At 48.2% G+C, this 15,173-nt stretch carries 15 protein-coding genes; 5 read left to right on the forward strand and 10 right to left on the reverse strand.

Annotation, left to right across the window (positions count from 1 at the left end; genetic code table 11):
• Nucleotides 1-5: 5 nt before the first annotated feature.
• The 8 genes from rseP to rpsB all read right to left on the reverse strand — a co-directional run bounded on the left by rseP (nt 6) and on the right by rpsB (nt 7,483).
• Nucleotides 6-1,358, reverse strand: a complete 1,353-nt coding sequence (rseP, locus tag AC566Q_RS16865) for a sigma E protease regulator RseP (RefSeq protein ID WP_499608458.1) — start codon at nt 1,356-1,358, stop codon at nt 6-8.
• 3 nt (nt 1,359-1,361) lie between these two features.
• Complete coding sequence (ispC, locus tag AC566Q_RS16870; protein WP_105935050.1) at nt 1,362-2,540, reverse strand: 1-deoxy-D-xylulose-5-phosphate reductoisomerase; 1,179 nt, start codon at nt 2,538-2,540, stop codon at nt 1,362-1,364.
• Nucleotides 2,540-3,403 carry a phosphatidate cytidylyltransferase gene (locus AC566Q_RS16875; RefSeq protein WP_123324305.1) on the reverse strand — a complete coding sequence of 288 codons (864 nt, stop codon included), beginning with the start codon at nt 3,401-3,403 and terminating at the stop codon, nt 2,540-2,542. Before AC566Q_RS16875 ends, ispC begins: the two co-directional genes overlap by 1 nt.
• A gap of 43 nt (nt 3,404-3,446) precedes the next feature.
• Nucleotides 3,447-4,232, reverse strand: coding sequence for a polyprenyl diphosphate synthase (uppS, locus tag AC566Q_RS16880; RefSeq protein WP_499608467.1), 786 nt, complete (start codon nt 4,230-4,232; stop codon nt 3,447-3,449).
• Nucleotides 4,233-4,240: 8 nt separating this feature from the next.
• A complete protein-coding gene (gene frr, locus AC566Q_RS16885; RefSeq protein ID WP_123324307.1) occupies nt 4,241-4,798 on the reverse strand; it encodes a ribosome recycling factor in 558 nt (185 codons plus the stop codon).
• A gap of 18 nt (nt 4,799-4,816) precedes the next feature.
• The gene (pyrH, locus tag AC566Q_RS16890; protein ID WP_105935046.1) at nt 4,817-5,560 is read right to left on the reverse strand and encodes a UMP kinase; all 744 of its coding nucleotides are present in this window, start codon (nt 5,558-5,560) and stop codon (nt 4,817-4,819) included.
• A gap of 184 nt (nt 5,561-5,744) precedes the next feature.
• Nucleotides 5,745-6,617, reverse strand: a complete 873-nt coding sequence (gene tsf / locus AC566Q_RS16895; protein WP_499608477.1) for a translation elongation factor Ts — start codon at nt 6,615-6,617, stop codon at nt 5,745-5,747.
• Between the two features lie 137 nt (nt 6,618-6,754).
• Complete coding sequence (rpsB, locus tag AC566Q_RS16900; protein ID WP_499608482.1) at nt 6,755-7,483, reverse strand: 30S ribosomal protein S2; 729 nt, start codon at nt 7,481-7,483, stop codon at nt 6,755-6,757.
• A 402-nt stretch (nt 7,484-7,885) separates the two neighbouring features.
• Between rpsB and map the strand changes: the two genes are divergently transcribed.
• The 4 genes from map to AC566Q_RS16920 all read left to right on the forward strand — a co-directional run bounded on the left by map (nt 7,886) and on the right by AC566Q_RS16920 (nt 13,414).
• On the forward strand, nt 7,886-8,680 hold the full coding sequence (map, locus tag AC566Q_RS16905) for a type I methionyl aminopeptidase (protein WP_105935079.1): 795 nt from the start codon (nt 7,886-7,888) through the stop codon (nt 8,678-8,680).
• A gap of 112 nt (nt 8,681-8,792) precedes the next feature.
• Nucleotides 8,793-11,438 (forward strand): [protein-PII] uridylyltransferase, encoded by a 2,646-nt coding sequence (gene glnD / locus AC566Q_RS16910; RefSeq protein ID WP_499608489.1) that lies wholly within the window; start codon nt 8,793-8,795, stop codon nt 11,436-11,438.
• On the forward strand, nt 11,435-12,259 hold the full coding sequence (dapD, locus tag AC566Q_RS16915; protein WP_499608496.1) for a 2,3,4,5-tetrahydropyridine-2,6-dicarboxylate N-succinyltransferase: 825 nt from the start codon (nt 11,435-11,437) through the stop codon (nt 12,257-12,259). Before glnD ends, dapD begins: the two co-directional genes overlap by 4 nt.
• 231 nt (nt 12,260-12,490) lie before the next feature.
• Nucleotides 12,491-13,414 carry a tetratricopeptide repeat protein gene (locus AC566Q_RS16920; protein WP_499608504.1) on the forward strand — a complete coding sequence of 308 codons (924 nt, stop codon included), beginning with the start codon at nt 12,491-12,493 and terminating at the stop codon, nt 13,412-13,414.
• Nucleotides 13,415-13,494: 80 nt separating this feature from the next.
• Here AC566Q_RS16920 and AC566Q_RS16925 read toward each other — a convergent pair whose 3' ends face one another.
• The gene (locus AC566Q_RS16925) at nt 13,495-13,662 is read right to left on the reverse strand and encodes a hypothetical protein (protein ID WP_499608512.1); all 168 of its coding nucleotides are present in this window, start codon (nt 13,660-13,662) and stop codon (nt 13,495-13,497) included.
• Nucleotides 13,663-13,747: 85 nt separating this feature from the next.
• Between AC566Q_RS16925 and AC566Q_RS16930 the strand changes: the two genes are divergently transcribed.
• Complete coding sequence (locus tag AC566Q_RS16930; RefSeq protein WP_105932938.1) at nt 13,748-14,632, forward strand: IS982 family transposase; 885 nt, start codon at nt 13,748-13,750, stop codon at nt 14,630-14,632.
• On the opposite strand, the gene AC566Q_RS16935 is transcribed toward AC566Q_RS16930, so the two are convergent.
• The gene (locus tag AC566Q_RS16935) at nt 14,629-15,099 is read right to left on the reverse strand and encodes a mechanosensitive ion channel domain-containing protein (RefSeq protein ID WP_499608516.1); all 471 of its coding nucleotides are present in this window, start codon (nt 15,097-15,099) and stop codon (nt 14,629-14,631) included. The two genes, AC566Q_RS16930 and AC566Q_RS16935, sit on opposite strands and share 4 nt — an antisense overlap.
• Nucleotides 15,100-15,173 lie beyond the last annotated feature (74 nt).

Consider the following 15,173-nt stretch of genomic DNA (forward strand, 5'->3'; position numbering starts at 1 on the left):
CATTCTTACGACAAACGTGTAATATCATTAAATATGGCAATGCTCATTATGGTAAATAACAGCATGGCACCAATTCTAAATCCCCACTCCTGAACTTCCTCAGGTACCGGGCGACCGGTAATCCACTCAATGGTAAAGTACATCAGGTGACCACCGTCTAACATTGGCAGGGGCAGTAAATTGACTATCCCGAGGTTCACACTGATCAGAGCCAGAAAACTTAAAAAGTAAACCAGGCCATATCCTGCACTGTTACCCGCGCCCTGCGCGATAGCAATCGGGCCGCTCAGGTTTTTAACTGATACATCGCCGGTAATCAGTTTCCCTATCATCTCGACGCTTAAGGTCATTAAGCGCCAGGTCTTATCGACCGCTTTGCCCACCGCTTCCAGTAGTCCGTACTGGTGGGTAAACACATAACCTTCAGGCCATGGTTTGGCAAAAGGACTGACTCCCAGGTAACCGTCCTGCCCCTCTGGCGTATCACGGCGCCCAATTGTGGCAGAAAGGTCATAGGTTTGACCAGCCCTGTTTACCTGAATCTCTACCTGTTCACCCGGGCGGTTCTTAATTTGGGCAACCAAATCTTCCCAGGCAGCCACCGGTTGTCCATCCAGCGCCACAATCACGTCGTTTTGCTGTAGGCCAGCTTCACTTGCCGCAGTCTGTTCGGCCACGTAAGCAACGGTTAATGTTGCCCCGGGCCTGAATGGCGAAATTCCCAGACTGCGTAAAAGAGACTCCGAATCCGGATCAAAGTTCCATCCGGCAATATCTAAAACGCGTTGGCGGGCGCTATCGCTCTCTGATACCACCGTTACCGGCATGCTTTCCTGGCCAATGTATGACATCAGTTCCAGATTCACGGCTTCCCAATCCGGCGTTTCCCTTGAGCCAACGGCGATAATTTCCATATTGCCGGTCAGGCCCGCTTGCGCAGCGATGCTATCAGGACTCACCTCGCCAATCACCGGCTTTATGGTGCTGATACCAATCAAAAACATTGCGTATAAGGCAATAGCAGCAAAGATAAAGTTAACGCCCGGGCCAGCAGCAATAATGGCCATTCGCTTGCCTACAGACTTGTTGTTAAACGCCTGAGAAGCCATTTCAGGTGGCACTTCATCCACCCGTTCATCGAGCATACGCACGTAACCACCTAACGGAATAGCTGCCAGGGCAAACTCGGTACCGTGCTTATCTACTTTGCTCCAGATAGGCTTACCAAAGCCAATGGAAAACCGTTTTACGTACACGCCACACAGGCGCGCAATGTAGTAGTGCCCCCATTCGTGAACAGCAACTAAAATACCCAGGGCAATAATAAATGCACCGGCATTACGCAAAAATTCAAACACGCTTTAACTTTCCTCTACCATTGCTATTGCAGCCAGTCTTGCCTGTTTGTCTAACTCAAGCACCTGTTGGATGGACGAAACGGCGGTTGGTTCAAAACGATTCAGAATTTCCTCGTTTATTTGTGCTATTTGGTTAAAGCTTATGCGATTGTCCAAAAATGCCTGCACTGCAATTTCATTGGCTGCGTTCAGTCGCGTAGTAGCGGCCTGGCCACTGCGGCAGGCTTCAATAGCAAGATATAAATTAGGAAAGCGATGAGTATCCGGGGTCGAAAAGCTCAATTCACTGAGCGTAGCAAAATCGAGTGGTGCCACACCGGCATCAATTCGGTTGGGATACCCTAACCCATAGGCAATAGGTGTTCGCATATCAGGATTGCCCATTTGTGCAATCACAGACCCATCAACATACTGAACCATGGAATGAATGGTGCTTTGTGGATGCAGCACCACCTGAATATCGTCTGGCTGCAAACCAAACAACCAACAGGCTTCAATAAACTCCAATCCTTTGTTCATCATGGTGGCTGAGTCTACCGAGATTTTGCGCCCCATATCCCAGTTGGGGTGGGCACAGGCCTGTTCGGGTGTAATTTCAGCAAAAGTCGACAGCGCCCGCTCCCGGAACGGACCACCAGAGCCTGTAAGCAATATTTTACTGATACCGGAGGCGCTTAATTCGCCGTAGTTGAAATCTGCCGGTAAGCACTGAAAAATGGCGTTGTGCTCGCTGTCGATGGGCAATATCTCGGCATGGGACTGTCTGGCGGCCTCTAAAAACAACGCACCGGACATCACCAGCGATTCTTTATTCGCCAACAGGACCCGCTTGCCTGCTTTCACCGCTGCCAGCGTAGGCTCAAGACCCGCGGCACCAACAATAGCCGCCATAACCGAATCGACTTCCGGCGCTGACGAGACTTCTTCCAGTGCCCTTTTGCCACTTAGCACTTCCGAGGACAGTTCATAGTCTCTAGCCAGGCTGATTGCCTGTTCGTAATCCGCATCACTGGCCACGACCAGATACCGCGCGTGACAGGCTTTCGCCTGCTGCACCAGTCTTTCCACCTGACGGTGGCCGGTGATCGCAAAAACCCGGTATAAATCCGGGTGGCGGGCAATAACATCAAGTGTACTTTGACCGATGGAGCCGGTCGCACCAAGAATCGTAACCGTTTGCATTATGCCATCCAGGTGACGTAGCAGTAGGCAAATACAGGGAAAGCGGCAGTCAGGCTATCGATACGGTCCATCAGACCACCGTGACCAGGTAAAATCCGGCCGCTGTCTTTAATGCCGGCGCACCGTTTGAACATACTTTCGTTGAGGTCGCCCAGCGCTGACACGCCAACCGTTAAGCCCCCAATAAGTAAATGCAGCCAGATACGTGAAGACTCTACCTGATAATGCAGCGCGGCAAAAGCAATGATCGCAAAAGACGCCATGATGCCTCCGAAGAGCCCCTCAAAGGTTTTGCCCGGTGACACATTAGGACGTAGCTTATGACGGCCGAATTTCACGCCCACAAAGAAAGCGCCGATATCGGCAGCCCAGACAATACCGAGTACATAAAAAATAAGTGATGCACCATAAAAAGTGTCTACATCGTAAAGGCTTGAACGAAGGGCTACGACGGCCACCCAGGTTGGAATAAGGGTTAATACGCCAAATAAACAGCGAATCATCCAGCTTTGACGCCAAAACGCCGAGTAGCGTGGATAAGCGAGGATCATAAAAAATGAAGCCAGCCACCATACCGCGGCTACCGATAGGATCCAGTGGTAGAATTCATTAAGCGCCCCCTGTGACCAAATCAGATCGACATCTACTATGCCAATCAGGGTCAGGCAGCCCGCCAGCAGAATGAGCCCGAAAGCTATCTTATAAGGGCGACCCGTTATCCCCGACATATTCGCCCATTCGTAACCGCCCAGGGCGACCACACCGGCTATCACATACTGAAATATATGAATGGGTAAAAACAAGATGGCCATAATAGCCAGTGGCGCCAGGATCAGCGCCGTAATAATACGTTGCTTTAACATGCGATGGGTCTTTTATAGGCTAATTGCCGGCAGCAGGCAGTCATTAGGAGTTTGCAACCTCGGTGGTCTCCACCTGCTCACCGATAAGGCCAAAGCGGCGTTGACGCTCACTGTAGTCTTTGACGGCCAGATAGAAGGCTTCTTCGTCGAAATCAGGCCACAGCACATCAGTGAAATACAATTCAGCATAGGCGCACTGCCAGAGCAGGAAGTTACTGATGCGATGTTCGCCGCCGGTTCGGATCAACAAGTCGAGTTCAGGCAGTCCCTGAGTAGACATATGCTGATCAAAAACGGCTTCATCAATCTGGCTAGCGTTAAGGCTGCCGTCGCTCACTTTATCAGCCAGCTGCCTGGCGGCGTTAACAATATCCCAACGGCCACCATAGTTGGCCGCAATGTTAAGCACCAACTCCTTGTTGTCTGCGGTCATCGATTCAGCTTTGTTGATTTTATCAACTAGTTTGCGATCAAAGCGTGAGGTATCACCTAATACTTTTAATCGCACCCCGTTTTTATTCAACCGTTTAGCTTCGCTGTTTAATACCAGATTAAACAGATCCATCAAAACACTGACTTCTTCTTCCGGACGCTTCCAGTTTTCACTGCTAAATGCAAACAAGGTGAGTGACTGGATAGCATTTTTGCGTGCAAAACGCACCGCTGCGCGCACTGACTCCACCCCAGCGCGATGCCCGAAAGTACGAATCTTCCCTTTCTTTTTAGCCCAGCGTCCGTTGCCATCCATAATAATAGCAACGTGCTTAGGCATATTCAGCAACGCCAGTCTTTCGTCCAGCGTTGCTTCGTCAGTCTGCGATCGCGACATGATCTTATTTATACTTCCATTAACTCAGTTTCTTTATCAGACAGCATGTTATCAACTTTTTTGATAAATTCATTGGTTAGTGTCTGGATATTTTCTTCACCCGCGCGACTTTCGTCTTCGCTGATTTCTTTTTCTTTGAGTAATTCTTTAATATCGCTGTTGGCATCGCGACGAATATTACGAATCGCTACCCGGCCTTGTTCGGCTTCGTTACGTACCACGCGGATCAGGTCTTTACGACGCTCTTCGGTCAGCGGCGGCAAAGGAATACGAATTGTCGTACCGGCGCTCATTGGGTTTAGACCCAGGTCGGCCTGCATGATGGCTTTTTCTACGGCCTGAATTGAGCTCTTATCAAATACCGTTAACGCCAGGGTACGGCTGTCTTCGGTGATGATATTGGCCAATTGACGTAACGGAGTATCTGCGCCGTAATACGGCACTTGAATCCCGTCAAGTAAGCTTGGGTGCGCGCGACCAGTGCGAATTTTACTTAGCTGGCCTTTTAACGCCGTAATACTCTTTTCCATACGCTCTTGCGCATCTAATTCTATTTCATCAATCACGATTTCATTCCTGTATTATTATTCAGTAACACTCTCGACATGGTCGATTAACGTGCCTTCAGGTTCGCCCATCACTACCCGTTTGAGGCAGCCAGGCTTATTCATATTGTAAACCCGTATAGGTAAGCTATGGTCTCGTGCCAATGTAAAGGCCGACAGGTCCATCACTTTTAATTCTTTTTCCAGTACGTCCTGGTATGACAGCTGCGAATACAGTTTCGCTTCAGGGTTTTTCACCGGATCATCGCTAAACACACCATCAACCTTGGTCCCTTTCAGAACAGCGTCGGCTTCAATTTCGATACCGCGTAAACACGCAGCAGAATCGGTGGTAAAAAATGGATTGCCGGTGCCGGCAGAAAAAATAACCACACGACCTGATTTCAGCAGGCTAATGGCTTCAGCCCAGTTGTAGGCATCACAGACGCCATTAAGGGGAATAGCTGACATCAAGCGGGCATTTACAAAGGCACGGTGCAGTGCGTCACGCATTGCCAGGCCATTCATTACCGTGGCCAGCATGCCCATGTGGTCGCCTACCACCCGATTCATACCCGCTTTGGCGAGTCCTTCACCACGAAACAAGTTACCACCGCCGATAACCAGTCCAACCTGAACACCCAATTCTACCAGTTCTTTGATTTCCTGGGCCATGCGGTCCAGCACTTTGGGATCAATACCAAAGCCTTCATTCCCCATTAGCGCTTCGCCGCTGAGTTTAAGCAGGATGCGTCGGTAGGCGGATTTTGGTGCGATGCTCATTGTTGTTTTTTCCTCTTGATTCGGCTTGGGTCATATTTTGTACACAAACTATGAGCCAAACCGACTTAATCGGTCGTCATCTTCCGGTATAGCCGGCGCTTTGCTTTCAGCTATAAAAAAGCACCTCCGGAGAGGTGCTCGTAGTGTATCCGACATTGGCCGGATGCAAAAGTCAAACCGCTAATTATTTCTTAGCAGCTTCCATTTGCGCAGCAACTTCGGCAGCGAAGTCTTCAGACTTCTTCTCGATACCTTCACCTACTTCAAAGCGAACGAAGTTAACAACGTCTGCGCCGTTAGACTTCAGTAATTCGCCTACTGATACAGAAGGATCTTTAACGAAAGGCTGACCAGTCAGGCTGATTTCGCCGGTGAATTTCTTCATGCGGCCAACAACCATTTTCTCAGCGATTTCGGCAGGCTTGCCAGACTGCATCGCGATTTCGATTTGGATAGCTTTTTCTTTTTCAACAACTTCAGCTGGTACTTGCTCTGGCTTAACAAACTGCGGGCTTGAAGCGGCAACGTGCATAGCAACATCTTTAGCCAGCTCTTCTTCTCCACCAGTTAAGATAGCAACTACGCCGATACGGCCACCGTGCACGTAGGCACCTAAGTTGTCACCTTCAACAGTCAGTACACGACGTGGAGAGATGTTTTCACCGATTTTAGCAACCAGTGCGTCACGAACGTCGCTAACTACGCCGCCTTCGATTTCAGACGCATTCAGTGCTTCGATGTCGTTCAGACCTTTTTCAAAAGCAACGTCCAGCAGTTTGTTACCAAACGCCAGGAAGCCTTCATCACGTGCTACGAAGTCAGTTTCACAGTTTACTTCAAGCATGGTTGCTTTGCCTGCTTCAACTTTAGTCAGGATGACACCTTCAGCGGCGATACGGCCAGCTTTTTTAGCGGCTTTAGCCTGACCAGACTTACGCATGTTTTCGATGGCCAGTTCGATGTCGCCATCAGTTTCAACTAACGCTTTTTTGCAATCCAGCATGCCGGCGCCAGTACGCTCACGCAATTCTTTTACGAGTGCTGCAGTCACTGCCATTTTCAATTCCTCAGCAATATTTAAATTCAGTGTAAAAGGGGCGAAAGCCCCTCTTAATTAATTCTTAATCTTCGATCAGAGTTGATCGGTACAACTAATCTGAGGCTCAGTTGAGCCTCAGATTAAGCAAGCGGATATTACTCAGATGCTTCAACAAACTCGTCTTCAGCTTGTACTTCCAGGTTGCTGTTGCGACCTGCGCTTACTGCGTCAGCAGCTGCGTTTAAGTACAGTTGAACGGCACGAATTGCATCGTCGTTACCAGGGATGATGTAATCAACACCATCTGGGTTTGAGTTAGTATCAACAACAGATACAACCGGAATACCCAGGTTACGGGCTTCAGTTACCGCGATGTGCTCGTGATCAGCGTCAATGACGAACAGTACGTCAGGCAGACCGCCCATGTCTTTGATACCACCCAGGCTGCTTTCCAGCTTGTCCATTTCACGCTGAAGCATCAGCGCTTCTTTTTTGGTCAGCTTTTCGAAAGTACCGTCCTGGCTTTGTTGCTCAAGGTCTTTAAGACGCTTGATTGACTGACGAACCGTTTTCCAGTTAGTCAGCATACCGCCCAACCAACGCTTGTTCACATAGAATTGGTCACATTTCTGTGCTGCTTCTTTAACTGCATCACCGGCTGCGCGCTTAGTACCAACGAACAGAACTTTACCTTTCTTGGCAGAAACGCCAGACAGGAAGTTAAGAGCTTCGTTGAATAAAGGAACCGTTTTTTCCAGGTTGATGATATGAACTTTGTTACGAGCGCCAAAGATGTAAGGTTTCATCTTTGGGTTCCAGTAACGGGTTTGGTGACCGAAATGCACGCCGGCTTTCAGCATGTCACGCATAGAAACGTTTGCCATGTTTAATTCCTCAATTGGGGTTAGGCCTCCATACACCCATTGTATCGATCTGCTATCGCCATAAAGCAACGCAGACACCCCGATACGCCGTCACAGTGTATGTGTGTTTTAATTTAAGTAATGTACTTATATAAAGTAACCGCAGTCGTTTTGTATGAACAAAATCCACAGTAATGACACGGTTAATTCAAAAAGCGCGCGCTTTATACCATGTAGCGCCCGTCATCTCAAGTTAAAGTTAGGTTTCAGGCCGGTAAACTGACGCTTTTTGCCAGTACAAAACCCACAGGCGCTATACACGCGCAGTGGTATTCGCTAACATACAGCCTTTTGAAAATAATAGAACTACGGCACGGCCCGTTGCTGTTATTTATTCTACTGTCTAATTTAAAGAGGACTCAGGTGGCTGCAATAATTAAAACCGCTGAAGAAATCGAAAAAATGCGCGTTGCCGGTAAACTGGCTGCAGACGTATTAATGATGTTAGGTGAACACGTTAAAAAAGGCGTGACCACCGATGAGCTTAACACTATTTGCCATGACTATATTGTTAATGAGCAACAAGCGATTCCAGCACCTCTTAATTACGGTCACCCGCCCTTCCCCAAATCCATTTGTACGTCGGTAAACCATGTGATCTGCCACGGCATACCGGCTGATAAGAAGCTCAAGGATGGCGACATTGTTAATGTTGACGTGACCGTAATAAAAGACGGCTACCATGGCGATACCTCAAAAATGTTTATGGTGGGCAAGCCCAGCATTCTGGCTGACCGTTTGGTGAGAGTGACTCAGGAATGCCTTTATAAGGCTATCAAGGAAGTCAAACCGGGTATGCGTCTGGGCGATATCGGCCATATTTGTCAGACTCACGCTGAAGCGCACAATTATTCAATTGTCCGCGAGTACTGCGGACACGGCATTGGCGCAGGCTTCCACGAAGAACCGCAGATCGTTCACTACGGCCGTCCCGGTACCGGTGACGAACTGGTTCCCGGCATGTGCTTCACTATTGAACCCATGGTGAATGCCGGTAAACGTTATTCAAAAATCTTACCAGACCAGTGGACCGTGGTAACCAAAGACCGCAGCCTCAGTGCACAGTGGGAACATACACTGTTAGTGACCGAGGATGGCGTTGAAGTACTGACCCTTCGGGATGACGAAGATCTCGAACGAATTTATCACCACAGTTAATAAATAATGCCGCCTCCGGGCGGCATTCGCTTGCTTAGGCAGCGAAAAATGCCGGGTTAATCCTAACGGGTTAATTCACAGAGAGTGTTCTGAAGTATTCATTGGGTGAGTTGTGAAATTAAAATCGTTATGTGAAGAAATCGCTAGCATTGACTCTGTCGACGACATCAAATCAATTAAACAACTGGTATCTCAAAGCTATGAGTGGTTAGAGGCAGCCTTTACTCTGCACCCCATCGACGAACTGGTTACGGGGCGCGCAATATTTATTGATACGTTGTTGCAACGCTTGTGGAGCCTTTACGGTCTGGCAAATGAAAGAGGCCTGGCGCTTTGTGCCGTGGGTGGTTACGGTCGCGGCCATTTGCAACCCTACTCCGACATCGACCTGCTGATTGTCAGCAAAAAACCGCTTAAGCGTGACGTGCAGGAAAAAGTCGGCCAGTTTATTACTATGCTGTGGGACATTAAGCTTGATGTCGGTCAGTCGGTACGCACCATCAAAGAAACGGTAAAACTTGCCAAGGATGATATTTCCATTGCCACCAATCTGGTAGAAAGCCGTATGCTGAGTGGCTGCGACCAAACCTTTGTGGACATGTGGCACGCGGTCAACGAAAAAGATACCTGTTGGACCAGCAAAGCTTTCTTCGCCGCCAAGTACGAAGAGCAAAAAGCCCGCCATGCTAAGTTTAATGGCACGTCTTACAACCTTGAACCGAATATCAAGGAAAACCCGGGCTGTTTACGCGACATTCAGTCAATCGGCTGGGTCGCTAAAAAACACTTTAAAGAATACGATGGTAAAGGGCTGGTTGGTCATGGCTATTTCACCAAGGATGAACTCGATGAGTTAGTCGAATGCCGTATGTCGTTGTGGCGTATGCGCTTTGCTCTGCACCTGGTCGCCGGACGCAGCGAAAACCGCTTATTGTTTGACTATCAGCCAGATGTGGCCGCCATGATGGGCTATGGTGATGACAGTAAAACCGCGGTTGAAAAGATGATGCGGGCCTTTTTCCGTACCGTACGCCGTATCAGCGAACTCAACCAGATGCTGCTGCAGCGCTTCCGCTACGACATGCTGAACCAGACTATCCAGAGTCGCAAAACCATCAACGACGATTTTTGTTTGCTTGACGGTAATATTTCTCCTACGCATAACAACGTATTTGAATCGCCTGAGGATATCCTCAAGTTTCTTAAAACCATTGCGGATAACCCTGATGTTCAGGGCCTGGATTCCAACTGTATCCGCCAGTTGCGCAATGCTCGTCGTCGTTTTCAGTCGGCCTATTATGTAGAACGAGCGGAATGTCGTCAGTTAATCATTGAGCTGTTTAAACACCCGCATTTCTTTGATTTCGCCTGGGATATTATGCATCAGTACGGCATTCTGCAGGCTTACCTGCCGGAGTGGGATCACATTGTGGGCATGATGCAGTTTGACCTGTTCCACGCCTACACGGTGGATGAGCATACACATCGCCTGGTGAAACACGTTAACCATTACTTTCAGCCACACAATACAGAGTTTCCTCGTTGTGGCCGCATAGTGCGGAATTTCGACAAGCCTGAGCTGATTTATATTGCAGCAATCTTCCATGATATCGCCAAAGGCCGCAATGGTGATCATTCTACGCTGGGTGCGAAGGATGTGGCGATCTTCTGCGAAGCTCACGGTATTGAAAAGTCCGACGCCGATCTGATTGCCTGGTTAGTAGAAAATCACCTGCTAATGTCAGTAGTAGCGCAGCGCCGGGACATCTACGATCCGGATGTAGTGAATGATTTTGCTACAGCCGTGCGTAGTCACACGCACCTCAACCTGCTTTATGTACTGACCCTGGCGGATATTCGGGCCACCAACGATAATCTTTGGAACGACTGGAAAGCCTCGCTTTTAAGAGAGCTGTACAGCATGACCCAAAAAGCCCTGGATAATGGCCTGCAATGCGGCGTAACCATGCGCGAACGGGTGGATTCACACAAAGCCAAAGCGCTCAAATTGCTGACTACGGCTAAAGCTGATGCCCAGCGACTGGAGACCTTATGGTCACGCTTCGAAGACGACTATTTTGCTCGCTTCAAGCCAGAGCAAATCAGCTGGCACAGCCGGGAAATTCTGGCCTTTGAGCTCGACCATGAAGCTGGCGAAATGCTGATCAAAACCAATAATGACCTGGCCAAAGGCGGCACAGAGTTATTGCTATACGGCGAAGACCGCCCAGCCCTGTTTGCCCAGATCGCGTCGGTGCTCGATAGCCGTAACTGCTCTATCCATGATGCGCATATCGCCGTCACCCGTGACGACCATGTATTTGACAGCATTCTTATTTTAGAAAATGACGGTTCGCGCATTGAGGGCGAATCGCGACTGCGTTCAATTGAACAGGCCATTGCCGAGCAATTGTCTAAGCCTGGACGCAGTCATAACAATACCCGCAAGCTTTCCCGCCAGCACAAGCAATTGGATGTGCCGGTTAAAGTGCGTTTTTATTCTTCCCAGGATGATGCCACATTAATTGAGCTGGAAGCATTGGACGCGCCGGGAATTCTTGCTAAAGTCGGTCACGCTTTCGTAGACTGCAATCTCACATTAAAATTAGCCAAAATTGCCACCATCGGTGAACGCGCAGAAGACGTATTTATCGTATCGAATGAGCATGGCAAAGCCCTGACGCCGGAAGAACAGACGACGCTTAAAAAGCGGATATTGTTTAAACTCGATCAACTTGAAGATATCAACATACCATGACTGAATTAAAAGCCATTATTGAAGCGGCCTTCGAAGACCGCGCAAGTATCACACCTTCCGCTGCCCCTGCTGAAGTTAAACAAGCAGTGAGCGATGCCATTGCCTTACTCAACAGCGGCGAAGCACGTGTGGCCGAAAAAATTGCCGGTGAATGGGTTGTTCACCAATGGCTGAAAAAAGCAGTATTGCTGTTTTTCCGCCTGCACAATAATGACGTAATGGAAGGCGCAGAGAGCCGTTTCTACGATAAAGTGCCACTGAAATATGCCGATTACACTGCCGAGCAGTTTGCTGCTGACGGTGTGCGTATTGTGCCACCTGCAGCCGTACGTACAGGCTCTTTCGTAGGCAAAAATGTTGTGGTTATGCCATCTTACGTTAACATTGGTGCGTATGTTGGTGAAGGTACCATGGTTGATACCTGGGCTACCGTTGGCTCATGTGCACAGATTGGGAAAAACGTTCACTTATCGGGTGGCGTTGGCATTGGCGGTGTACTTGAGCCACTTCAGGCTAACCCTACCATCATCGAAGACAACTGCTTTATCGGCGCGCGCTCTGAAATTGTTGAAGGCGTTATCGTTGAGGAAGGCGCAGTTATCTCGATGGGCGTATACATCGGCCAGTCTACCCGTATTTATGACCGCGAAACCGGCGAAGTACACTACGGCCGCGTACCTGCTGGTGCGGTAGTTGTACCGGGTAACCTGCCAAGTAAGGACGGTAAATACAGCCTGTATGCTGCCATCATCGTGAAAAAGGTTGATGCAAAAACCCGCGCTAAAGTAGGGATCAACGCCCTGTTGCGTGGCGCTGAATAAGCATTCAGCGGTTACTTTGAAAAGGCGCCTGATGGCGCCTTTTTACTTTGGGATAAACCCCGAGCCATTTTGCTCATGTATCGCACTCTGGTGATAATTAGCCGGCATTAGCAATTTTTCCGTGATACTGCTAGAGTAAAATTGTGAACAAGGTGTTAGCGCATTTTTGAGAAGTTTAGCGGAACAAGGAGTAATGCGTAACATCAGTCCAAAGCCAAAATTAAGGAAGATATGATGCGATTACCACAAATCGTCAGTGCCACATCATTAGCGCTGTTACTGGCATTCAGTCAGGACGCTAGCGCCTTTTCTGGTACTACGGAAACCAAAAAATACTGTGTTGACGAAGACTGCAAAGCACAACTGCGTAACCTGGTACAACTGGCCAGAAATGGTAGTGGTCGGGCAGCAGCCATTGTTGCCATGGCCTATGCCTCCGGCGATGGCTTTGAGAAAAACTTCGAAAAAGCTGAACACTATATAATTCTTGGCGCACGCTCCCGCGATCCGGTTGCCGCCTATCTAATGGCGGATTGGTTGCGCAATGGATTCGTACTCGATCAGGACATCACCAAAGCCGATGAAATGCTCGACCTCTCGATTAAATATGGTTATGCGCCGGCCATGTATGAAAAAGCACTGCAGATTCTGAAATCCAGCGACAGCGATAAAACGGATCAAGCGGTGGCTTTACTCGAGAGCGCTGCTGAACAAAACAATATGCGGGCGATGTTTTTGCTGGCCCGCATGAAAGAAACCGGCACAGGGGCTGCCAAAGATGTAGAAGGCGCAGTGGATTTATTTCAGCGTTTAGCCAGGGCGCGGCATCCAGAAGCCATGGAATACCTGAAAGACCTGGCCGAGCGCTCAGCTAATGCTAAGCAGGATTCAGCCATTCTCGCTAAGCTGGAATTGGATAAAAACATTGAAGTTATCGAAGTTACTGGCGAAGCCTTTGAAGTGTCACTGGTACTCGATGGTCTGGTGGATACGCTGGTAAGCAGCGGAAAATACGATCAAAACTCTATTGGCAGCCGGATCCGCGGGGTAAGTTGCAATGAATCATTCAAATGCGGCAGTATAAAACCCAGCGATGACCCATCAGCCAGCACGGTATGGGAGTTAATTTCCGCACGTAAACGCTGGCAGGATTAAGGTAACCAGCCAGGGATACTTTTAAGCTGCATTCAAAGAAAAGGCGCCATCTGGCGCCTTTCGCGTTTTCGTCTGCTACCTTAATCTTTCTGAGTTTCCCGGGGCTGCTCCGGTTGAACAGGCATTTGTTTGTCGGTTGATTTACCAATCCCCTGCCAGTGTTGTTTAGGGTTAATAATCACAGGCCGGGTGAGCACCAGGTTATTCGGGTAAGCAATCTCTTCATCATCCTTAGTAATTAACCCCAATCCTGTTTAAGAAATTGAACTAAATGCCTGTTCCCAGATCGGATCTTTCGACCAAGAACGATTCAATCAAACAAAAGGAACAGGCATGAAGAAGTTAGTAGAATTATTTTGCGATGTCGATGATTTTTGCAAAGTGTTTATCCCTCAATGGCAAAAGCAGCTGCTGGAAGACGGTACTCGAAAAAGACAACGAGCTTGCCGTATGTCAATGAGTGAAATGATGACCATTATTATCGGTTTCCACATGTCACATCATCGTGATTTTAAGAATTATTACTTGGGGTATGTTCACGCTTTTTATCGTAAAGACTTCCCTGTTCTACTCAGTTACACGCGTTTTTTAGAAGTGATGCCTCGTACTATTGTCCCCATGTGTGCCTATTTTAGTTCGCTTAAGGGCAAGCCTACAGGCATCGAATTCATTGACTCAACGAGTTTAAAAGTCTGCCACAACATTCGCATTCCCAGACATAAAACCTTCGACGGAATTGCACAAAGAGGAAAAGGCACCATGGGCTGGTTTTATGGTTTCAAACTACACTTAATCGTCAATCATCACGGCGAAATAGTCGCAGCAAAAGTGACGACGGGTAATGTTCATGACACAAAACCTGTTGAGGAATTAGCTCAACATTTACCGGGTAAATTGTACGGAGACAAGGGCTATTTAAGCAAAGCACTTGAAGCTAATTTATTTGATAAAGGCGTCGAACTTATCACCACGGTTCGCAAAAATATGAAAGCAAAAGCGATGTCTTTATGGGACAGAGCAATGCTTTCAAAACGCTTCATTATTGAAACCATCAACGACCAATTGAAGAACATTTCATTCATTGAGCACTCAAGACATCGCAGTATGAACGGTTTTACGCTTAATCTGATGGCAGGCCTGGTTGCTTACTGCCTCAAGGAAAACAAGCCATCACTTGATATTACTGATGTTGAGCGTAATTCAATGGTCGTGGCTTAAGCCGATCTCGGGTTAATTAACCTTGTGGTGAATAAATTGATGTCGGCAATATAGCCTTCCATATAATTATCACCATCGATAATACGAATAAAATTACCCTTGGTATAAGAGTTCTGAAACAGCAGCACAAAGTAAGAAGTGATATTACTCAGCAGCGACCAACTGGCAAACAGCGCAACCCCCGTGAGCGCAATGATAGACGTGGAAAGTACAATCAGACCACTAAAATCTACGCCCCACACCAACAACAACACTGCAATGGTAATAACCCCAGTGATTAATCTGGCCGTGTGATAGGTTTTCTTGCGAGCTTCTTCACTCAGCTTACTACTGGTGGCCAGCTTCTCGATTTGCGGCAACAATAACCGGTTCACCCCCATAAAAAGGATCAGTACCAGTACGGTTACAATCAGATTGGACATGTAAAATGTTGCCCAGTCGGTAAAACGGCTCATCACATCATTCATAAAAAACGAGTCCTCAGGCGCGCTGTTATAAGCGCTGCTAACTGGGCAAACGAAGGGCGCTGGCCAGCGCCTAC

Source organism: Alteromonas sp. H02, assembly GCF_059682525.1.